This is a genomic window from Luteimonas sp. gir (assembly GCF_037198055.1).
In the GTDB taxonomy this organism is placed as follows: Bacteria; Pseudomonadota; Gammaproteobacteria; order Xanthomonadales; family Xanthomonadaceae; genus Luteimonas; species Luteimonas citri_A.
On record NZ_JBBAXQ010000007.1, the window covers coordinates 118,363 to 137,577 of the forward strand.

Sequence of the window (19,215 nt, forward strand, 5' to 3'; positions counted from 1 at the left end):
TGACGGTTGATCCGTCGCTGTCTCTGCGGGACGCGCGTCAAGAGCGAAACACATGACCACGATCGACAACAGCAAGATCATCGAAGAACACAAGCGCGGCGACAACGACACCGGCTCGCCGGAAGTCCAGGTCGCCCTGCTGACCGCACGCATCGTGCACCTGACCGAGCACTTCAAGACGCACAAGAAGGACCACCACAGCCGCCGCGGCCTGCTGATGATGGTCAACCGCCGTCGCAGCCTGCTCGACTATCTGCACCGCAAGGATGCAGACCGTTACAAGGCGCTGATCGAGAAGCTCGGCCTGCGTCGCTAAACCCGTCTCCCCCCGCGGCGCAGAAATGCGCCGCGGTCGTTTTTTGGGCGCGCGCAGCGTCCACCCGGTCGGGGCAAGGGTTCCGTCCGGTCCATCGCAAGAGTCATCAAGGGAATTCAACGTGGCAAAAGTGACAAAGAGCTTCCAGTTCGGTAACCAGACGGTGACGCTCGAAACCGGCGAGATCGCCCGCCAGGCCGGCGGCGCGGTCATGGTCTCGTGCGAAGGCACGCAGGTGCTGGTCACCGCAGTGGCCAACAAGACCGCGCGCGAAGGGCAGGATTTCTTCCCGCTCACCGTCGATTACCAGGAGAAGTTCTACGCAGGCGGCCGGATTCCGGGCGGCTTCTTCAAGCGCGAAGGTCGCGCGACCGAGAAGGAGACGCTGACCGCGCGCCTGATCGACCGTCCGATCCGTCCGCTGTTCCCCGAAGGGTTCCGCAACGAGGTCCAGGTCATCGCCACGGTGATGTCGCTCAACCCCGAGGTCGACGGCGACATTCTCGCCCTGATCGGCGCCTCGGCCGCCCTGTCGCTGTCGGGCGCGCCGTTCGACGGCCCGATCGGCGCGGCGAAGGTCGGCTACAAGAACGGCCAGTACCTGCTCAACCCCACGACCAGCGAGCTGGTCGACTCCGAGCTCGAGCTCGTCGTCGCCGGTACCGCCAAGGCCGTGCTGATGGTCGAGTCCGAGGCCAAGGAGCTGTCGGAAGACGTGATGCTCGGCGCGGTGATGTTCGGTCACCAGCAGCAGCAGGTCGCGATCGCCGCGATCAACGAACTCGTCGCCGAAGCCGGCAAGCCGAAGTGGGACTGGCAGGCCCCGGCCGCCGATGAAGGCCTGATCTCGACCCTGCGCACCGCCATCGGCGAGCAGCTCGCGGGTGCGTTCCAGGTGCGTGACAAGCTCGAGCGCAAGGACGCTATCTCCAAGCTCAAGAAGGCGATCCTCGAAACCATCGCACCGCACGCCGAGGCCAATGCCTGGTCGCATGGCGACCTGTCGAAGGAGTTCGGCGAGCAGGAATACCAGACCATGCGCAACTCGGTCCTCAAGACCAAGAAGCGCATCGACGGCCGCGGCCCGGCGGACGTGCGTCCGATCAGTTCGAAGGTCAGCGTGCTGCCGCGCGTCCACGGCTCGGCGCTGTTCACCCGCGGCGAGACCCAGGCGATCGTCGCCGTCACGCTGGGCACCGCCCGCGACGGCCAGATCATCGATTCGGTCGCCGGCGAGTACAAGGAACACTTCCTGTTCCACTACAACTTCCCTCCCTACTCGGTGGGTGAAGCCGGCCGCATGATGGGCCCAAAGCGTCGCGAAATCGGCCACGGCCGCCTCGCCAAGCGCGGCGTGCTCGCGGTGATGCCGACGATGGAAGAGTTCCCGTACACGATCCGCGTCGTGTCGGAGATCACCGAGTCGAACGGCTCGTCGTCGATGGCCTCGGTCTGCGGTTCGTCGCTGGCGCTGATGGATGCCGGCGTGCCGGTCAAGGCGCCGGTTGCGGGCATCGCGATGGGCCTGATCAAGGAAGGCGACGACTTCGTCGTTTTGTCCGACATCCTGGGCGACGAGGATCACCTCGGCGACATGGACTTCAAGGTCGCCGGCACCACGAACGGCATCTCGGCGCTGCAGATGGACATCAAGATCCAGGGCATCACCGAGGAGATCATGAAGGTCGCGCTGGCCCAGGCGAAGGAAGGCCGTCTGCACATCCTCAACGAGATGAGCAGCGCGCTGACCACGCCGCGTGCCGAGCTCAGCGAGTTCGCGCCGCGCCTGATCACGATGAAGATCCACCCCGACAAGATCCGCGAGGTCATCGGCAAGGGCGGTTCGGTCATCCAGGCGATCACCAAGGAGACCGGCACCCAGATCGACATCCAGGACGACGGTACGATCACGATCGCGTCGGTCAACGGCGCTGCCGGCCAGGCCGCGAAGTCGCGCATCGAGCAGATCACCTCCGACGTCGAGCCGGGCCGCATCTACGAGGGCAAGGTCGTCAAGCTGATGGACTTCGGTGCATTCGTGACGATCTCCCCCGGCAAGGACGGTCTGGTCCACGTGTCGCAGATCTCCAACGAGCGTGTCGAGAAGGTCGGCGACGTGCTCAAGGAAGGCGACGTGGTCAAGGTCAAGGTGCTGGAAGTCGACAAGCAGGGCCGCATCCGCCTGTCGATGAAGGCCGTCGCCGAAGGCGAGGGCACGCCGGCCGAGTAAGGTCTGGCGTCATGAGACGTTAGAAAAAGCGGGCCGAAAGGCCCGCTTTTTTTGGTTCTTTGCGAAGTTACGGTCATCTTGCTTCTGCGTGCTTTGAACGGGAGTTCGTCTCCGGAGCGCGCGTCGCGCCGGCCGGGGACTGCTCCCCGGCTTGGTCAGCCCGCTCCGCGGTCCGGCCCGGCGAAGCACGCCGGGCGTTCGTGCGGGCTGCGCGGCATGCCGCACGAGCAGCCCACACTCACCCATGGCTGACTCGCCGCCGCGGGCCATCCCTGGCCCGCTATCGCAATCCCCGACCAGCACGACGCACTGAGTCCGAAGGCGCACGACTTCTTCAAGCAGGCGATTCCGCATTGAACCGAAGTCGGGTAGCCAATGTCCGCAGCAGTGGACTGACGGCCGGTGGCCGCGTCGAGCGCGTCAAGGGTGAGTCCGCTCTGTTTGCGCGGCATGCCGCGCGAGCGGGCGAACGCCCGAGTCAGGACAGGGTGAGCATGGATGACGTGCGCGGCGCTGCCGCGCATCCATGCGAACGCCACGCGTGCTTCGCGGGGCCGGACCGCGAAGCGGTCCTGCCGAGGGAAGAGCGGCTACCGGCCGGCAGGCCGCTGCCCATCCGAAGTGGGATGCCACTTCGAACAGGTGACCTTTTCAGGTGTTTGCCCGGCATGGGCGAGATGCGCCTGTGCAGCTCAGGCTTCGAGACTGACGCCTGGCGGCACGGTGCCGGCGGTGTGCAGGCGCGGTGCGACCTCGGCCCACCAGTCCGCGTAGACCTCACTGTCGAGATAGGCCGCGAAGCCGATATCGTCCGGCATCGCGCCCGGATCGCAATCCAGCCGCCCCTGCGCCAGCAATGCGCACAGCGTGCGCAGCAGCGGAAGGTCCGGCAGCGCCTGTTCCAGGAACAGGAACTGGCCCGCCTGGTTGACCTCGATGAAGTGCAGCGCGCCACTGCGATCGACCACGAGGTCGACGCAGCCCAGCGCGAGATCGAGCTTGCGTTGCAGCGCGAGCAGACCGTCGCGCCAGACGGCCGGCAGCGCGTAAGCGGACGTCTCCACGGCACCTGCGATCGAGGCCGACCGCCAGTCGACCACGTCGTCATCGTGCGGTGCATCGAGGCGCGCGGCGAACACGTGCGTGCCGATCACCGTCACCCGCAGATCGCAGATCTTGTCGATCGCCTGCTGGTAGATGCCCGGACACAGCTGCAGGCTCGCATCGGAGGCGAGCATGTCGGCGTCGACGACCCGCGCGTAGGTACTGAACAACCGACCGCTGGCATCCTGCCAACTGTGCGTCTGGAAGGGTTTGTAGACGACCCGGCCGTGGCGTGCGACGAAGGCGCGGATGCGCGCCGGGTCGCTGGACATCAGCGTGGCCGGGAACGGCAGGCCGAGTTGCGCGGCGGCCTGCAACTGGACGAGCTTGTGCTCGGCGCGCAGGGCCGAGGCCGGCGGATTGACCCACAGCGGACCGGCCATGTCGCCGGCCACCGCGTGCAGATTGCCGGCGAAGCGGCGCCACTCATCGCCGACGAAACGCTGGTCGGACTCAGCCACGTTCGGCAATGTCGCCGGGGGCATCGGGCGTCGGAACCACACACTGCGCGGCGTGCCGTCCGGTCCCCAGTTGTCGATGGTGGGAGCGGCGTCGGGCGCGATCTCGAGCGTCGGCGCACCTTCGTGCCAGCCGGCGATCCAGCGTGAGGCAACGCCCGCGCGTTGCAGCCCCCAGCACGCGGCGGCGGCATGGATGTCGTGCGCGAGCGACGACACGATCAGGGGTGCAGTCATGGCGTTGGCAGCATCGGCAATGCAATGCGGCCGGCCGTCGGGGGACGGCCGGCCGCGTCGGGATCGCAGCGGATCAGACGACGCCCGGATCGCCCGGATCGTCGCCGTTGGGGCCGGTGGCATGCGTGTGGTCGGGCTTGCCGCCGGCGACAGCGGCGACCTCGTCCTCGGTCAACTCGCGGGCGGCGAGGCGTGCGATGGGGCGGACATGCTGCGCGTCTTGATGGCTCATGTTTCCTCCAGTGGCTTCCGGATTGAAAGGGGGCCGGTCCGGATCCGGCGTCTTCGATGCTAGTCGCCCACAGGCACGATGCGGAACCCCGGATTCCGGACCTGCGTCGTGTTTCCGAACTTTCGATGCACGCGGTCAGGCGCCGTTCGTGTCGTGCGTACCGTCGTCTTCGGCGACGCGCCCATTCACCAGCCGCACGACGCGATCGGCGCTGCGCACGGTCTCGGTGCGGTGCGCGATGATGATGCGGGTCGCGCGCAGGTCGGCGATCAGCGCATTGACTGCGCGCTCGCGCGGCACGTCGAGGTGACTGGTGGCCTCGTCGAGCAGCAGCAGATCGGGCTGGCGATACACCGCGCGGGCGATGATCACGCGCTGCTTCTGGCCGCCCGACAACGCCGAGCCCATGTCGCCGACCAGCGACTCGTAGCCCATCGGCATCGCAGCGATGTCGTCGTGGATCTGTGCGATCCGGGCGGCCGCTTCGATCCGGTCCAGCGTGGCATCGGGATCGAACACGCTGATGTTGTCGGCGATCGAACCGGCGAACAGCACGTCGTCCTGCATCACCACGCCAAAGCGGGCGCGATAGCGCGCCAGGCCCAGGTGCCGGATGTCGACGCCGTCGATCAGGATGCGGCCCTCACTGGGCGCCAGCAGCCCCAGGATCAGCTTGGCCAGCGTGGTCTTGCCCGAGCCCGAGGCGCCGGTGATCGCCACCGATTCACCGGCTTTGATCCGCAGCGAGCAGTCGCGCAGCACCCAGGGGCCGCTCTCGTCGTAGCGGAACGACACGCCCTCGATCATGAGCTCGGGCGCGGGATCGGGGCCGGAGTGCACAGCTTCGACATCGGCCTCGGGCGCGGCCAGCGCGACATCGGCGATGCGCTCGCCGTGCATGCCCAGCAGGCGGAACTCGACCAGCTTGTCGACCAGGGCGCCGCCGCGCATCGCCAGCAGATCGGCGTAGGTGACGAACACTACCATCATGCCCGCGGTGAACCGACCGTCGAGCACCAGCAGCGCACCCAGCCAGATCAGGCCCACGCGCATCAGGCCGAAGATCAACTTGGAGAGCGCGCCGAAGGTCGCGGTGGTGCGCGCGATCGCGGCCTCGCGCGAGGCGACCTCCAGCGTCGCATTGCGCAGCCGCGCCAAGCGAGCGGCCTCCAGGCCTGCGAGCTTAATGGTCTGGATACCGCCGATCGACTCGATCATCTGGCTTTGCTGCCGCCCCAGGTGGACCAGTTGGGTCTCCTTGAGGTCGCGCAGGCGGCGGTAGGCGAGCCAGCGCAGCAGCGCATACAGCGCGAAGGCCAGCAGCACCAGCGCGGTCAACGGCCCGCTGTAGAACAGCAGCAGCGCGAACACCAGCAGCACGGTCAGCCCGTCGAGCACTGCCTCGACGAAGCTGCCGGTCAGCGTCTGCTGGACCGACTGCACCGACAAAAAGCGCGATAGCACGCCGCCGACGCTGCGCTTTTCGAAGTAGTCCAGCGGCAGCCGCAACAGGTGCGCGAACAGGTTGCCGATCCACTGCGCATTGAGCGAGGCGCCCAGGTCGGCCACCAGCCAGCCGCGCACCGCCGCGATCGTCGCCTGGAACGCGACCACGCCGATGAAGCCCAGCCCGATCAGCGTCAGCAGGCTGGTGTCGGCGGTGACCAGCACGCCATCGATCGTCCATTGCAGCGCGAGCGGCAGCAGCAGCGTGAACAGCTCCAGCGACAGCGCCAGCAGCAGGATCTGCGTGGCCGCCGGGCCGATGCCGGAGATCCGGCCGAACAGCGCGCGCAGCGGCACGCGGGTGCGGTCGGAGACCGGAGCGAAATCGGCGGCCGGCGTAAGTTCCAACGCCACGCCGGTGAAATGCCGGCCGAGCTCGGCCAGCGGCATCGTCACCGCGCCGCGTGCCGGGTCGTGGATCAGCGCCTGCCCGCGCGACACGCGCACCAGGACGACGAAATGGTTGAGGTCCCAATGCAGCACGCACGGCGCCTGGAGCGTGTGCAGGTGCTCGGGTTCGGTGCGCAATGGGCGCGCCTCGAGACCGAGTTCGCGGGCGATCGCCATCAGCCGCGACAGGCTCGCGCCCTGGATCGGAATCGGGAACCGCCGGCGCATCGCCGCCAGGTCGAGATCGTGGCCGTGATGCACCGCGACCATCGCCAGACAGGCCAGCCCGCATTCGGCGATCTCGTTCTGCTGCACGACCGGCACGCGTCGACGGGAAGACAGGGGCATCAGTCGGCTCGGGCGACGGTGGGGCGGGCGAAACGATCGCCGAACAGGCGCTGGTACAGCCGCTGGCGTTCGAGGATCAGGTCGGCATCGACGCCGATGTCGGTGCGCAGCGCGGCGTCGGCGCCCGGCACATCCTGGCGGTCGGGCCGCACCAGCACGCGATACAGCGGCACGCCGGGATCGGCGCCGGTACGCGCATGCGCCGGCGCGGGCTGCGCGGCGCGCGCCACGCTGACCACCTCACCGGGCTGTTGGCCGTAGCGGCGGTGCGGGAAGGCGTCGTAGCGCATCTCCACGCGCTGTCCCGGTACCAGATGCGCCACCGCCTGCGCGGGGACCCACAACTCGGCGACGAAGCGCGCATCACTGGGCACGATCGTCAGCAAGGGCTCGCCGGCGGCGACCGGACTGCCGGTCGACAGCCCCGAGGTGCTGACCACGCCCGGACGCTGGGCGCGCAGCCGGATCGTGCCGCGCGCGCGGTTCTCGGCATCGCCGCGGTCCAGGTCGGCCAACGCCTGGACCAGGGTGCCGCGCTCGGTGGCCCGGGCCAAGGCCTGCTCGCGCAGGCTGCGGCGTCCATCGGCGAGCCGGCGCTCGGCCTCCAGACCCGCACGCCGGGCGGCGCCAAGCGCGGCGCGCGCGTCCAGGGCCTGGTTCTCGTACTGCTGGACCTGGACCTCGCTGACGATGCGCGCCTCGCGCAGCGGCTGCAGCCGGGCGAACACGTCTTCGGCATTGGCGGCCTGGCGCTCGCGCAGCGCGATCTCGTCGCGCGCCGAGCCGACCTCGTCGACCAGCGTCGCCAGCCGCGCCTGCAGGTCGGCCTCGCGGGCCGGCTGGGCGATGTCGAAGGCCTGCAGCGCCGCACGCAGGCGCGTGCGCTCGGCCTCCAGGCCCTCGGCCACCCGCGCCGACAGGGGCGCGCCGCCATCGGCGAGGTCGCGATCGACCGCGATGTCGAGCAAGGGATCGCCGGCTGCGACGGTCGCGCCGTCGGCCACGTGGACGCGGACGACGACGCCGGCCTCGGGCGCCTGCACGCGCTGCAGGCCCTCGGCGGGTTGCAGCGTGCCCGAAGCGCGCACGGTCCGGTGCAGGCTGCCGAACGCCAGGGTCGCGGCAATCGCCAGCAACGCGGCGCCGCCGAGTGCGGCGAGCAGCCAGCCGCGGCGCGGCACCGGCAGGGAAACGGTGCCCAGCCACGCCTCGCGGCGCGCACGCAGCACTTCGTCGCGGAACAGCCCCTCGCTCATCGGGCGCAGGACTCGTGCTGGCGGGGCGGTACGGTGGGCGGCATTCCCCGATGGTGCACGGGCCGCGCGCCGATCGCCAGCAGGGGCGCGGCAGCCGTCCTGCGCCGATCGCCGGATGGCGCCATGCCAGGACGCAACGCGTCAGCCGCCCTCGGCCACGTCCACCCAGACCAGCCGATGGTCGGTGCCATCGACGATCTCGGCATGCGGCGCGTCGCTGGGCGGCCAGAACACCCCGCTGGCGACCGGCACGTGGCCGACCGACGGCAGCACGTAGTCGAGTCGCAGATTGCCGACCCGCGGACCGAAGCTGCCGGTGTCGTGGGCGGCCGCGCCGCGGTGCTCGAGATTGGCCCCGCCATCGCGCGCCGCCGCCTCGACCGCACCTTCGCTGCGCGGCGTGGCCATCCTCAACACACGCGGGTGTTCCAGCAGGCCGACGATCGCCTCGTGCGCGCCGGCGCCGTCGACCGGATCGTTGTTGAGATCGCCCAGGATCACGAACCGGGCGTCGGCGGCCAACCCGCCGCAGCGCCCGGCGTCGTCGCATAGCCAGTCATGCGCGCCCGGCGACAGATAGTCGTGCCAGACGCGGATCTCGTCGTGGTTGCGCGCGACGTTGCGCTTCTCCGGTCCGTCGAACGCGGGCGGCGTGGGATGGGAGGCGAGCACGTGCAGCACGCCGGCGGGCGTGCGTACCGGCACGTCCCAGTGCGACTTGGACGACAGCCGCAACTGCGCCCACACCGCGTCGGGATGGAACGGGGCGCCGGTCGCCGGGTCGTGCGGGCGCTGCGCATCGGGCATCGCGCTCCACTTGAGCCACTGGAACGTGCGCGCGGCCTCGGCGTCGATGGGGTAACGCGAGAGCAGCAGCATGCCGTACTGGCCCGGATGCAGGCCGTAGCCCCAGGCGTCGTTACCACGGTCGCGGCCCTCGCCGCCGACCGTGCCGTTGCCGTCGAGGTCCAGCCCGCTCTGCACGCCGGTGTTGACCGGCGCCAGGTAGCGGTAAGGATAGTGCAGCGGCGCACCGCCACCGGGCTGCGCGCGCTCGAGCCAGCGGGTCTGGAACAGCGTGGCCGCACTGCCGTCGGCGACGTAGTCGAACTCGTTGAGCAGCACGATGTCCGGACGCACCCGTTGCAGCACAGCGGCGACCTTGCGCGCACCCGCGTCGTCGCCCTGCAGACGCTGCAGCAGGCCACCGGGTTCGTCGCTGTTGAGCGAGGTGTTGTAGGTGGCGATGCGCAGCGCGCCGGCGGCGGGCGCAGGCGCCGGGGGCGAGGCCGTGGTCGGGCGATCGCCGTGCACATGGACCCGGACGCAGGCGGCCAGCCCCAGCGCGGCGACGACGAGCAGCAGCCAGAGCATGCCGCGCCTCATCGCGCCCACGCCGTCATCGGACGCCACTGGCGTCCATCGAAGCCTTCGAGCGGTTGGAAATTGCGTTTGTAGTCCATCTTGCGGTGTCCTTCGATCCAATAGCCAAGATACAGATACGCGCGTCCCTCGCGGCGGGCCCAGGCGATCTGCTGCAGGATCGCCAGTGTGCCCAGGCCGCGTGTTGATGCGTCGGGGTCGAAGAACGTGTAGACCGCCGAGAGCGCATCGTCGGCCAGGTCGGTGACCGCGACCGCGACCAGCCGGCCGTGCAGCCGCAGTTCCAGCAGGCGGCCATCGTTCCAGCGCCCGATCAGGAACTGGTCGAACTCCGCCGCGCCATGGTCGTCCATGCCGCCGTCGACGTGACGCGCGCGCAGGTAGCGCCGGTACAGCGCCAGGCGCTCGTCGTTGCGCCCGGCCGGCAGGATGCGCGCTGCGATGTCGGCGTTGCGCGCCAGGGTCCGGCGCTGGCTGCGATTGGGCACGAAGGCGGCGACCGGAATGCGCACCGCGACGCAGGCCCGGCATGCCGTGCAGTGCGGCCGGTAGAGCAGGTCGCCGGATCGGCGGAAGCCCCAGCGCAGCGCCTGCGGATAGGCCAGCGCGAGGCGGGGATCCTCGGGATCGAGCACGAGATCGCGGGCCACGCGCTCGGGCCAGTAACCGCAGGCGTGGGCGCCGCTGTGGAACAGGCGCAGTTCGTCCGCGACCGCGGCATCCTGGTGGCTGGGGCGGGGCGGTGACGGCATCGGGTCAGGATAGCGCCGGTCGTCGCAACGGATGCGACGGCGGCCGCCGTCTGCCGGCTGAACCGGCCCGGGACGGCGTCAACGTCAGACGCGGCGGGCGCGTTGATCGATGCACAGGGCGGCGCCGTGCCGTCCACAACGGGAACCCCACATGCACAAGACCCTGCTCTCTGCGGCGCTGCTCGCCGCCCTGACTCTCGCTGCCGGCACCGCGTCGGCCCGTTCGCCGGCCGTCGCCGAAGGCGCCGCGCCGACCGGGGCCGAGGCGCAGGCACATCGCGGCCACGGCCGCCCTGGATTGCCCCGCGATCCGGTCGACGCGTTGGCGCGCCTGGACACCGATGGCGATGGCCGCATCAGCCGGGCCGAGGCCGAGGCGGGGCAGCAGGCCTGGCAGGCACGACGCGAGGCCCGATTGGCCGCGCATGCAGCGCGCGAGGGCGATGCGGCGCGGCCGGTCGAGCGCGCCGCACGCAAGCCGCACGGCGCGCATGCGCGTGGCGGGCGCGGCTTCGATCTGGTCGCCGACTTCGCGTCGATCGACCGCGATGGCGATGGCTATTTGACCCGGAGCGAGCTGCGGCGGTGGCATGACGCCAAGCGGGCCGAACGTCGCACCGAGGGCGAGCGTCGCTTCGACGCGATGTTCCGCGCCGCCGACCTCAACGGCGACGGCCGACTGAGTCGGGTCGAGGTCGATGAGGCGATGCCGCGGCTGGCCGAGCGCTTCGCCTGGTTCGACGAGAACCGCGACGGCACGCTGAGCCGCGACGAACTGCGGGCCGCCCGGCCGCAGCGCTGAGTCGAGGATCCGGCCGAAGGCGTCGCATCAGGCGGCGCCTTTCGGCGCGGCCAGGTGCATGGCATGCAAGCGCATGCGCATCGGCATGCACGATCAGCCGGCACGCGATCGGACGTGGCCGCCAGGTACGACCGCTGCGATCAATGCCCGCGCAGGCCGACGATCACCAGCATGCCGATCACCATCAGATTGCCCAACAGCATGCCGGTGCGGCCGAAGGTCAGTTCATAGATTCGTGCGCGTCGCCGCGCCCCGGCCGGGTCGCGCGCGGCATCGCGGGCGAGCAGGGGATTCATCAGCCGCGGCAACCGGGTCAACGCTGGCAACGTGATCGCGACCAGCAAGGTCACGGTCGCGATGCAGAACGCGGTGTAGCTGTTGCCCGAGATCGCATACGCCAGGCCTACGAATGCGCCGCCGATCACCGAGGCCAGCATCCAGCGATCGTAGAAGCGCAGCAGCGCGCGCCGTTCGTCGTCGGTGTCGGTGTACTGCAGCAGCAGCTTGCGGCACAGCCACCAGGTCAGCGCGCCGAACACCAGGCTGGCGCCGGCGGCACCGGCCGAACCGAACAGGGCCTTGCCGGCGACGCCGCTGCCGATCGTGCCGCCGGCTGCACCCGCCGCCAGCGCCGGCTTGGTGAAGCTGCCCAGTCCGGCCACGACCAGCACGGTGAACGCGGTGCCGGGCGCAGAGCCTTCGGCGAAATCGCGGAAGCGCGCGATCAGGTCTTCGCGCAGGCTGCGCCGCGCGCGCGACAGGCGTTTGCGCACGGCCGCGTCCGACAGGCCGAGCAGCGCGGCGACCTGCCGGGAATTGCCGCCCTCGCGGTAGTACAGCAACAACACTTCGCGGCTGTCGTCGGGCAGCTCGGAAATCAGGTCGGCGGCCACGCGTCCACTTTCGTCGTCGATGATCCGCTGCATCGGACAGCTATCGGGATCGGCGGCCTGCGCGATCGCGAGGTCTGCGACCTCACCGGCGACCAGCCGGTCGCGGCGCGCGCGCAGATGGTCGCGCGCGAGATTGCGCGTGATCTGGCGCAGCCACGGCAGGAAGCTGGTGGGGTTCTGCAGCCGTCCGAGTTGCTGCCAGGCCTTGAGATAGGCCTCCTGGGCGATGTCCTGGCTGGCCTGCACATCGCGGGTGATCGCCAGCGCGATCGCGGTCGTCGCGTTCTGGCTCAACCGCACGATCCGCCCGTACGCGGCCTGGTCGCCGCCGCGCGCGGCCGGCAGCTCCAGGTGGATCCGGTCTTCGAGGCTCGGGTCGGCGGCAATCGCGGACATCGGTCGTTTCCAGCTGAGGGTCCACCCAGGACGCATCCGGGCGGCCGGATGTGACCGGCCGGCCGATCATGCCGCATCCACGCGGCCGCGGGCAGCGACTGGCGGTGAGGCTTGCGCTACTTCGCCGGCGCGAAGCGCCAGTCGCGGCCCTGTCGCTGGACATCGAAGGTACGCGTGATCACGCCCTGGGCGGGGTCGCTGCCGCCGTTCGACAACTCGACCGTGCCCCGGCCCGAGCCGTCGGTGCGGTAGTTGTGGATCTCCAGCCACGCGGCCTGGCCGTCGCCGCCGGTGCAGGCCGAGGCCGGCAGCACCTGCGCATAGCCGGCTTCGAGCTCGGCCAGCAGCGGGGCGGTCGGGGTGTCGCCGTCGACGGCCACGCAGACCGGCCCCGATTGCGCGCGCAGCGCATCGGCGAGCAGGGTGGCAGCCAGCGCCTGCGGCACCGGGATACGGTGGACCCCGGCCTCGACTGTCTGCGGCAGCATGTCCAGCGACGGTCCCTGCGCGGCGGGCGGCGCGATGTCGGGCGTCGGGGTCGGCGCGTCGGGCGAGGGCCGCGACCACCAGGACAGCCCGATCACCACGACCGCACCGCCCAGCAGGGCATAGCGGATCTTCGCCGCCCGGCTCAGGCCCCGGCGCGGTGGCGGCGCATTGTCGGCCGCGAACGTCAGCTCGCCCTGCGCCAGGTAGCTGCGCGTCGAGGGCTGGGTCTGCAGCAGGCCGGTGTCGCGCAGCAGCGCGCGTGCGCGCGGCTGGTCCTCCGAGCGCGTCACCCAGACCGCGGGCCGGGGGCCGGCGGCCTGGTCGCGATAGCTGAAGGTGCCGCGCCGGTTGCCCTTGTACGAGCGGCCATTGCTGATCTGTACCTCGATGCCTTCGGCGCGCAGCATGTCGGCGACGCGCTCGACGTTTTCCAGGCGCGCGCTGGAGAAGACCTGGCGCATGTCAGTCGGCCGCCGGCGGGGCGTCGGGGCGCACGCGGATCATGCCTTCCTGCGCGCTGCTGGCGACCAGGCGCCCGGTGCGGTCGAAGATCTGGCCGCGGGCCAGGCCGCGCGCATCCTGTGCACTCGGGCTGTCGAGCGAGTACAGCAGCCAGTCGTCGACCCGGAACGGACGATGGAACCACAGCGCGTGGTCGAGCGAGGCCATCTGCACATTCGGCTGGTAGTAGCTGATGCCGTGCGGGAAGGTCGCAGTGCCGAGCAGGTGGAAATCGGAGGCGTAGGCGAGCAGCGCACGGTGCAGCGACGGCGCGTCGCCGACGCGCTCCGACAGCCGGAACCACACCTGCTGGAACGGCGGGCGCTTGGGCGGCTGCAGTTCGTCGCGCGGATACACGTGGCGGAACTCGAACGGGCCGCTGCGGTCGAGCCAGCGCTGGACCTTGACCGGCAACCGGGCCAGCACCTCGGCCGGCAGCGGGTCCTGCGGCGCGATGTCCTCGGGTGCGGGCACCTCGGGCATCGTCAGCTGGTGGGTGGCGCCGGCTTCGGCCTCCTGGAACGAGGCCGCGCAGAAGAAGATCACCTTGCCGTGCTGGATCGCGGTGACGCGGCGCACCGAGAAGCTGCCGCCGTCGCGGGTGCGGTCGACGTCGTAGACGATCGGCGCATCGACGTCGCCGGCGCGCAGGAAGTAGGCATGCAGCGAATGCGCCGGGCGCGGTGCGGTCATCGTCGCCTGCGCGGCCGACAGCGCCTGACCGAGCACCTGGCCGCCGAACACGTACTTGGTGCCGATGTCGCGGCTCTGGCCGCGGAACAGATTGTCCTCGAGGCGCTCGAGCGAAAGCAGGTCGATCAGTTCCGAAACGGGCGGGGTCATCGCGGCAGAGTCGTGGCGGGCAGCACCGGGCGGACGATTATAGGGGGCGCCCGGTGCCCGGCCCCGATCGCGACGTTCAGGCGACGATGCGGCGCAATGGCACCTGCGCCAGCACCGTGTCCCAGGGGAAGCGCGGGCCGGGGTCGCGCTTGCGCGGCACGCGCAGTTGCGGATCGTCGCTGGCCGGGACCTGCTCGAGATCGAGGTCCTCGTGGCCGGCGATCGCGCGCAGCGACGGCAGCGTGTCGCACAACTGCCGCAGCAGCCCGATCAGCGCCTCGATCTGCGCATCGGTGTAGGGCTCGTCCATCGCCTGGTGGCGCGAGTCGAGCCAGTGCGGGAAGCGCCCGCGGTTGACCAGTTCGATGCCCACCGATTCGGCGTTGCGGCCGCGCACATGGTGGGCGATGTGCTCGGCAGGCACGTATTCGACGACCGTGCCGTCGCGATCGATGTACCAATGCCCGCTGTTGCCGGTGCCGGCGGCGTAGAGCACGCGCTCGCCGTAGGTCCGTGCCGTCGCCAGATCCGGCAGTTCGGTGCAGTGGATCACCACCAGCGTGATGTCGGCACGCGCGCGCCGCGTGAGCCGGTCCACGTAGGGCAGCGGCTGCTGCACGAGGGTCGGAAGGGGCGCGGCAACGGACATGGCGCGGATGGTAGCCCGGATCGCGCAGCACGACCGCGCGTCGGCGCAGGCACGTGCGCGTGTGCAAGGGGGTTCGGGCTACCATTGACCGGATGAGACTTCCGCCGCCCGATTCCCCGCTGCACGCCTTGATGACGCAGTTTCCCCGCGCCGGCCGGCTCGACTGGATCGGCCTGCGTCCGGCGCGCGATGTCCCGATGACGGTCGTGGAGACCGCGCAGGCGCACACCGGCGCGGGGCTGGCCGGCGACCGCTACGCCGGTGGCAGCGGCAAGCGTGGCGCGACCCTGATCCAGGCCGAGCACCTGCCGGCGATCGCCGCGTTCAGCGGCCGGGACGCGGTCGCGCCGGCGACCTTGCGCCGCAATCTGGTGGTCTCGGGCATCCCGTTGATCGCGTTCAAGGGCCAGCGTTTCCGCATCGGCGAAGTTGTGTTCGAAGGCACCGATCCCTGCGATCCGTGTTCGCGCATGGAGACCGCGCTGGGCGCGGGCGGTTACAACGCGATGCGCGGTATGGGCGGGTTGTGCGCGCGGATCGTGCAGGGCGGCACGCTGCGCGTCGGCGACGCCGTGCATTGGGAGGTGGTCGCATGAGCGCGCGGCGCGTGCCATTGCGAGGCCATTGCATCCTCTCGCACGGCTTCGAGAGCGGTCCGGACGCGACCAAGGTGACTGCGCTGGCGCAGGCGGCCGAGGCGCTGGGCTGGACCCACGAGCGCCCGGACTACACCGACCTGGACGCGCGGCGCGAGGTGAGTCCGCTGGGTGATGTCGCCGCGCGTATCGAGCGCTTGATGCAGGCCGCGACGGACGCGGCGACGCGCGGCCCGGTGGTGCTGGCCGGCTCGAGCCTGGGTGCGTGGATCGCCGGACACGTCTCGCAACGGGTGCCGGTCGCGGCGCTGTTTCTGATGGCGCCGCCGGTCCGGCTCGATGCCGCGCATCCATTGCAGGCCGCCGAGGTCCCGCTGTCGGTGATCCACGGCTGGCACGACGAACTGATCCCGGCCGCCGATGTCGTCGAGTGGACCCGCGCGCGGCGCGGCCGGCTGCTGCTGGTCGACGACGACCACCGCCTGGGTGCGCATGTCGCCGCCTCGGCGCAGGCCTTCGCCGAATTGCTGGTGCGGCTGTAGGGCGGCACCTGCAGAGTTCGCGCACAGGGCCCGACCGAGGCCGCGGCGGCGACGACCAGGCGCGCGCCTAGCTGTGATCTCTCAGTAGGTTGTTCATCCGGGGCATCTCTGGAAGATGGGGGTTACGAAGCCAACCAGCCCCCAGGAGCCCCGGATGAACCTGCATAAACATGCCCGATTAACGCCGCATGGTCGAGCTTTGCTGGTGCGTCGGATCCTGCATGAAGGCTTGCGCGTGGAAGAGGCAGCGCAGGCGTGCGGAGTCAGCGCACGCACCGCGTACAAGTGGCTGGACCGATTCCGTCAGCAGGGAACGGCCGGGCTGGCGGACCGCAGCTCACGTCCCGGGCGGTGTCCACATGCCACGCCCGAGCCGGTCGTGATGCAGGTGCTGGCGCGCCGGCGCGAGCGCCAGACCTATCGACACATCGGTGATGCGCTGGGGCTGGGCCAGAGCACGGTGGCCCGGATCGTCCGGCGAGCGGGCCTCAACCGGCTGTCGGCCCTGGAGCCCCCGCGGGCACAGAACCGTTACGAGCACCCCAATCCCGGCGACATGCTGCATCTGGACATCAAGAAACTTGGGCGCTTCCGGCGCCCCGGGCATCGGGTGACCGGTGATCGCACCCAGTCCAGCGATGGCGCAGGCTGGGAGTACGTCCATGTCGCAATCGACGACAACTCACGAGTGGCCTTTTCCTGCATCCAGAAGGACGAGCGTGCGATGAGCGCGGTGCATGCGCTCATCGAGACTCTGCGGTACTACCGGACCCTGGGCGTATCCTTCCGTCAGGTGCTCACCGACAACGGTGCCTGCTATCGATCCGCGCTATTTGCCCGGGCCATGCGACGCCTGGGATTGAAGCATCATCGAACGCGCCCCTACACGCCGCGCACCAACGGCAAGGCCGAGCGCTTCATCCAGACCAGTCTGCGCGAGTGGGCCTATGCCCGTAGCTACGACAGCTCCGATCAACGCGCCACCGAACTGACGAGCTGGCTTCATACCTACAACTGGCATCGTCCGCATGCCAGCCTCGACTACAAGCCGCCTATCTCCAGAATTCCGATGCCTGTGAACAACGTGCTGGCTTTACACACCTAGCCATCCGTCGATCGGGTCAGTGTCTCCCAGGTGGCGAGTTCGGCCTCCAGGGCGGCGAGCTTTTCGCGCACCAGCTCGAGCGCATCGCTGCCCAGCAGCAGGTGCGCGGGCGGATGCGGCACGTCGAGCAGGGTCAGGATGGCGCGTGCGGCCTTGGCCGGGTCGCCCGGTTGGTGGCCGCTCCTGGACTGGCGCGCCTCGCGGATCGGGTCGAACAGCGCGTCGTAGTCGGCGATGCTGCGCGGGGTGCGGACCATCGAACGGCCCGCCCAATCGGTGCGGAACGCGCCGGGTGCCACCGCGGTGACGTGGATGCCCAGCGGCGCGACTTCCTTGCCCAGGGTCTCGGACATGCCTTCCAGCGCGAACTTGCTGCCGCAGTAGTAGGCGATGCCGGGCATCGTGATGAAGCCGCCCATCGAGGTGATGTTGACGATGTGCCCGCGCCGCCGCCGGCGCATCCCGGGCAGCACGGCCTTGATCATGGCGACCGCGCCGAACACGTTGACGTCGAACTGCCGGCGTAGCTCGTCCAATGCGGATTCCTCCAGCACGCCCTCGTGGCCGTAGCCGGCGTTGTTGACCAGCACGTCCAGCGGCCCGATGTCGGCCTCGATCGCATCGACGACGCCGGGGATGGCGTCGAAGTCGGTCACATCCAGGACCCGGCCCAGCGCACCGGCGCCCAGCGCCTCGAACGCCTGCTGCGCCTGTGGGCTGCGCACCGTGCCGACGACGCGATGGCCGGCGGCCAGGGCCGCCTGGGCGAGCGCACGGCCGAAGCCACTGCTGACGCCAGTGATGAGCAGGGTTTTCGACTGTGTCACGGCATGTTCCGGGGTTCGAGGTGGGGCTGTAGGATGCTATGGGCGCCATGCAGTCACGACGCCGAAACGTCTGTTTTGCTTGCCTATTTCTATGAATCCCGCACTCGATTCCATTGCATTGCTGCGCGCGCTGGCGCCGCGCGAGGGCTACAACCTGACCGCCTTGCCGGATGTGCGGGTGCTGCGCTCGGACCGGCCGCTGACGCTCACGCCGGTGCTCTACGACCCCGGCATCGTGTTCGTGTGCCAGGGCGCCAAGCGGGGGTACTTCGGCGATGCGGTGTTCGTCTACGACGAGCAGCATTACCTCGCGGTCTCGGTGCCGGTGCCTTTCACCATGCAGTCGGAGGGCAGCGCGGAGCGGCCCTTGCTGGCGCTGTATCTGCATCTGGACGTGCCGCTCGCGGCGGGCTTGATGCTCGAGATCGAGCACGCCGGCGGCGTGCCCCCTGCGCAGGCGCCCAAAAGCCTGGTGTCCAGTCCGATGGACGACACGCTGCGCCAGACCGTGCAGCGTCTGCTGCAGGTGCTGAGCCAGCCGCTGGACACGGCGATCCTCGGCCGCGCGCTCGTACGCGAGCTGTACTTCCGCGTGCTGACCGGACCGCAAGGGCAGACGCTGCGCGCGGCGCTGGCCCAGCAGGGCCCGTTCGGCCGCATCGGCCGGGCGCTGCAGCGGATCCATCGCGATCACGCCCGGCGGCTCGATGTCGCGCAACTGGCGCAGGCGGCCGGCATGAGCACGCCGTCGTTCCACGCCCATTTCAAGGCGGTGACCCAGGTCGCGCCGATGCAGTATCTGAAGTCGATCCGCCTGCACCAGGCGCGGGTACTGATGGCGCGCGACGGGATGACCGCCACGACCGCCTGTCATGCGGTGGGGTACGAGAGCGCGTCGCAGTTCAACCGCGAGTTCAAACGGCTGTTCGGCCGGCCGCCGCGAGCGGAAGTCGCGCGCATGCGCGCCGATTTCGCCGTGCCGCCGGCTGTGCCCAGCGGTGGATTCGTCGCCTCGCACTGAGCGGCGCCGCGCGCGCCACCGTCGCGATCGGCGAGTGCGTCACGCCGGGACGCGCTCATGTCCTGCGCCATGAAGGCGCTGGGTGGCCAGGCGGTCGGCCACGTCGCCATGCGGCCGCCGCCCGGTGCGGTGCCGCGGTTGCCATGGGGACGGGGACAGCAACACGTCGCGCCGCCCCACGGAAGGGGGGCACAGGGCCTGTGGTATTTTGCGCGCCATCTTCGTGCCGTGCGTTGCGCGCCGTTCCGATCGGTGGCCGCAACTGTGCCGCCCAGATCCGGTGCGAGCGCTGGCGATGCGCAACGCGCGCGGCGTGCGCCGCGTCTTTCTTTCCCTTGA

17 protein-coding genes and 1 pseudogene are annotated in these 19,215 nt (G+C 70.1%); 7 read left to right on the forward strand and 11 right to left on the reverse strand.

What is annotated here, in order from left to right; all coding sequences use genetic code 11:
- The first annotated feature begins 52 nt into the window (after positions 1-52).
- Complete coding sequence (rpsO, locus tag WAF18_RS10900; RefSeq protein WP_183426485.1) at positions 53-316, forward strand: 30S ribosomal protein S15; 264 nt, start codon at positions 53-55, stop codon at positions 314-316.
- 121 nt (positions 317-437) lie between these two features.
- The gene (pnp, locus tag WAF18_RS10905) at positions 438-2,546 is read left to right on the forward strand and encodes a polyribonucleotide nucleotidyltransferase (RefSeq protein ID WP_337245108.1); all 2,109 of its coding nucleotides are present in this window, start codon (positions 438-440) and stop codon (positions 2,544-2,546) included.
- Positions 2,547-3,238: 692 nt separating this feature from the next.
- On the opposite strand, the gene WAF18_RS10910 is transcribed toward pnp, so the two are convergent.
- The 6 genes and pseudogenes from WAF18_RS10910 to WAF18_RS10935 form a co-directional block, all read right to left on the reverse strand.
- Positions 3,239-4,345, reverse strand: coding sequence for a hypothetical protein (locus tag WAF18_RS10910; RefSeq protein ID WP_337245109.1), 1,107 nt, complete (start codon positions 4,343-4,345; stop codon positions 3,239-3,241).
- A 73-nt stretch (positions 4,346-4,418) separates the two neighbouring features.
- Entirely contained in the window at positions 4,419-4,577 is a 159-nt protein-coding gene (locus WAF18_RS10915; RefSeq protein WP_183426482.1) for a hypothetical protein, read from the reverse strand.
- Positions 4,578-4,712: 135 nt separating this feature from the next.
- Positions 4,713-6,821, reverse strand: coding sequence for a peptidase domain-containing ABC transporter (locus WAF18_RS10920; protein ID WP_337245110.1), 2,109 nt, complete (start codon positions 6,819-6,821; stop codon positions 4,713-4,715).
- Positions 6,821-8,077 carry an HlyD family efflux transporter periplasmic adaptor subunit gene (locus tag WAF18_RS10925; protein WP_337245111.1) on the reverse strand — a complete coding sequence of 419 codons (1,257 nt, stop codon included), beginning with the start codon at positions 8,075-8,077 and terminating at the stop codon, positions 6,821-6,823. The genes WAF18_RS10920 and WAF18_RS10925 overlap by 1 nt, the downstream gene beginning before the upstream one ends.
- 141 nt (positions 8,078-8,218) lie before the next feature.
- Positions 8,219-9,451 (reverse strand): endonuclease/exonuclease/phosphatase family protein, encoded by a 1,233-nt coding sequence (locus WAF18_RS10930; RefSeq protein WP_337245112.1) that lies wholly within the window; start codon positions 9,449-9,451, stop codon positions 8,219-8,221.
- An 8-nt stretch (positions 9,452-9,459) separates the two neighbouring features.
- Positions 9,460-10,319 (reverse strand): annotated as a pseudogene (locus WAF18_RS10935) (arginyltransferase).
- A gap of 44 nt (positions 10,320-10,363) precedes the next feature.
- Here WAF18_RS10935 and WAF18_RS10940 point away from each other — a divergent pair.
- Positions 10,364-11,014: an EF-hand domain-containing protein gene (locus tag WAF18_RS10940; RefSeq protein WP_337245113.1), complete on the forward strand. Its 651-nt coding sequence runs from the start codon at positions 10,364-10,366 to the stop codon at positions 11,012-11,014.
- A 140-nt stretch (positions 11,015-11,154) separates the two neighbouring features.
- On the opposite strand, the gene WAF18_RS10945 is transcribed toward WAF18_RS10940, so the two are convergent.
- The 4 genes from WAF18_RS10945 to WAF18_RS10960 all read right to left on the reverse strand — a co-directional run bounded on the left by WAF18_RS10945 (position 11,155) and on the right by WAF18_RS10960 (position 14,785).
- Positions 11,155-12,303 (reverse strand): sigma-70 family RNA polymerase sigma factor, encoded by a 1,149-nt coding sequence (locus WAF18_RS10945; RefSeq protein WP_337245114.1) that lies wholly within the window; start codon positions 12,301-12,303, stop codon positions 11,155-11,157.
- A gap of 116 nt (positions 12,304-12,419) precedes the next feature.
- Positions 12,420-13,253: a hypothetical protein gene (locus tag WAF18_RS10950; protein ID WP_337245115.1), complete on the reverse strand. Its 834-nt coding sequence runs from the start codon at positions 13,251-13,253 to the stop codon at positions 12,420-12,422.
- 1 nt (position 13,254) lies between these two features.
- The gene (tesB, locus tag WAF18_RS10955) at positions 13,255-14,136 is read right to left on the reverse strand and encodes an acyl-CoA thioesterase II (protein WP_337245116.1); all 882 of its coding nucleotides are present in this window, start codon (positions 14,134-14,136) and stop codon (positions 13,255-13,257) included.
- A 76-nt stretch (positions 14,137-14,212) separates the two neighbouring features.
- Positions 14,213-14,785, reverse strand: coding sequence for an N-acetylmuramoyl-L-alanine amidase (locus WAF18_RS10960; RefSeq protein WP_337245117.1), 573 nt, complete (start codon positions 14,783-14,785; stop codon positions 14,213-14,215).
- A 92-nt stretch (positions 14,786-14,877) separates the two neighbouring features.
- Between WAF18_RS10960 and WAF18_RS10965 the strand changes: the two genes are divergently transcribed.
- The 3 genes from WAF18_RS10965 to WAF18_RS10975 all read left to right on the forward strand — a co-directional run bounded on the left by WAF18_RS10965 (position 14,878) and on the right by WAF18_RS10975 (position 17,028).
- The gene (locus tag WAF18_RS10965; protein WP_337245118.1) at positions 14,878-15,381 is read left to right on the forward strand and encodes an MOSC domain-containing protein; all 504 of its coding nucleotides are present in this window, start codon (positions 14,878-14,880) and stop codon (positions 15,379-15,381) included.
- Positions 15,378-15,923 (forward strand): YqiA/YcfP family alpha/beta fold hydrolase, encoded by a 546-nt coding sequence (locus tag WAF18_RS10970; protein ID WP_337245119.1) that lies wholly within the window; start codon positions 15,378-15,380, stop codon positions 15,921-15,923. The genes WAF18_RS10965 and WAF18_RS10970 overlap by 4 nt, the downstream gene beginning before the upstream one ends.
- 154 nt (positions 15,924-16,077) lie before the next feature.
- Entirely contained in the window at positions 16,078-17,028 is a 951-nt protein-coding gene (locus tag WAF18_RS10975; RefSeq protein WP_337245120.1) for an IS481 family transposase, read from the forward strand.
- Here WAF18_RS10975 and WAF18_RS10980 read toward each other — a convergent pair.
- Positions 17,025-17,855 (reverse strand): oxidoreductase, encoded by an 831-nt coding sequence (locus tag WAF18_RS10980; protein WP_337245121.1) that lies wholly within the window; start codon positions 17,853-17,855, stop codon positions 17,025-17,027. The genes WAF18_RS10975 and WAF18_RS10980 overlap by 4 nt on opposite strands.
- A gap of 91 nt (positions 17,856-17,946) precedes the next feature.
- Here WAF18_RS10980 and WAF18_RS10985 point away from each other — a divergent pair, with 91 nt between their 5' ends.
- Positions 17,947-18,876, forward strand: a complete 930-nt coding sequence (locus WAF18_RS10985; RefSeq protein WP_337245122.1) for an AraC family transcriptional regulator — start codon at positions 17,947-17,949, stop codon at positions 18,874-18,876.
- The last annotated feature ends 339 nt before the right edge of the window (positions 18,877-19,215 follow it).

Coding starts and splice junctions, on each gene's coding strand:
- rpsO (WP_183426485.1), top strand. CDS start 53: ATGACCACGATCGACAACAGCAAGATCATCGAAGAACACAAGCGCGGC.
- WAF18_RS10910 (WP_337245109.1), bottom strand. CDS start 4,345: ATGACTGCACCCCTGATCGTGTCGTCGCTCGCGCACGACATCCATGCC.
- WAF18_RS10915 (WP_183426482.1), bottom strand. CDS start 4,577: ATGAGCCATCAAGACGCGCAGCATGTCCGCCCCATCGCACGCCTCGCC.
- WAF18_RS10920 (WP_337245110.1), bottom strand. CDS start 6,821: ATGCCCCTGTCTTCCCGTCGACGCGTGCCGGTCGTGCAGCAGAACGAG.
- WAF18_RS10925 (WP_337245111.1), bottom strand. CDS start 8,077: ATGAGCGAGGGGCTGTTCCGCGACGAAGTGCTGCGTGCGCGCCGCGAG.
- WAF18_RS10930 (WP_337245112.1), bottom strand. CDS start 9,451: ATGCTCTGGCTGCTGCTCGTCGTCGCCGCGCTGGGGCTGGCCGCCTGC.
- WAF18_RS10940 (WP_337245113.1), top strand. CDS start 10,364: ATGCACAAGACCCTGCTCTCTGCGGCGCTGCTCGCCGCCCTGACTCTC.
- WAF18_RS10945 (WP_337245114.1), bottom strand. CDS start 12,303: ATGTCCGCGATTGCCGCCGACCCGAGCCTCGAAGACCGGATCCACCTG.
- WAF18_RS10950 (WP_337245115.1), bottom strand. CDS start 13,253: ATGCGCCAGGTCTTCTCCAGCGCGCGCCTGGAAAACGTCGAGCGCGTC.
- tesB (WP_337245116.1), bottom strand. CDS start 14,136: ATGACCCCGCCCGTTTCGGAACTGATCGACCTGCTTTCGCTCGAGCGC.
- WAF18_RS10960 (WP_337245117.1), bottom strand. CDS start 14,785: ATGTCCGTTGCCGCGCCCCTTCCGACCCTCGTGCAGCAGCCGCTGCCC.
- WAF18_RS10965 (WP_337245118.1), top strand. CDS start 14,878: ATGAGACTTCCGCCGCCCGATTCCCCGCTGCACGCCTTGATGACGCAG.
- WAF18_RS10970 (WP_337245119.1), top strand. CDS start 15,378: ATGAGCGCGCGGCGCGTGCCATTGCGAGGCCATTGCATCCTCTCGCAC.
- WAF18_RS10975 (WP_337245120.1), top strand. CDS start 16,078: ATGAACCTGCATAAACATGCCCGATTAACGCCGCATGGTCGAGCTTTG.
- WAF18_RS10985 (WP_337245122.1), top strand. CDS start 17,947: ATGAATCCCGCACTCGATTCCATTGCATTGCTGCGCGCGCTGGCGCCG.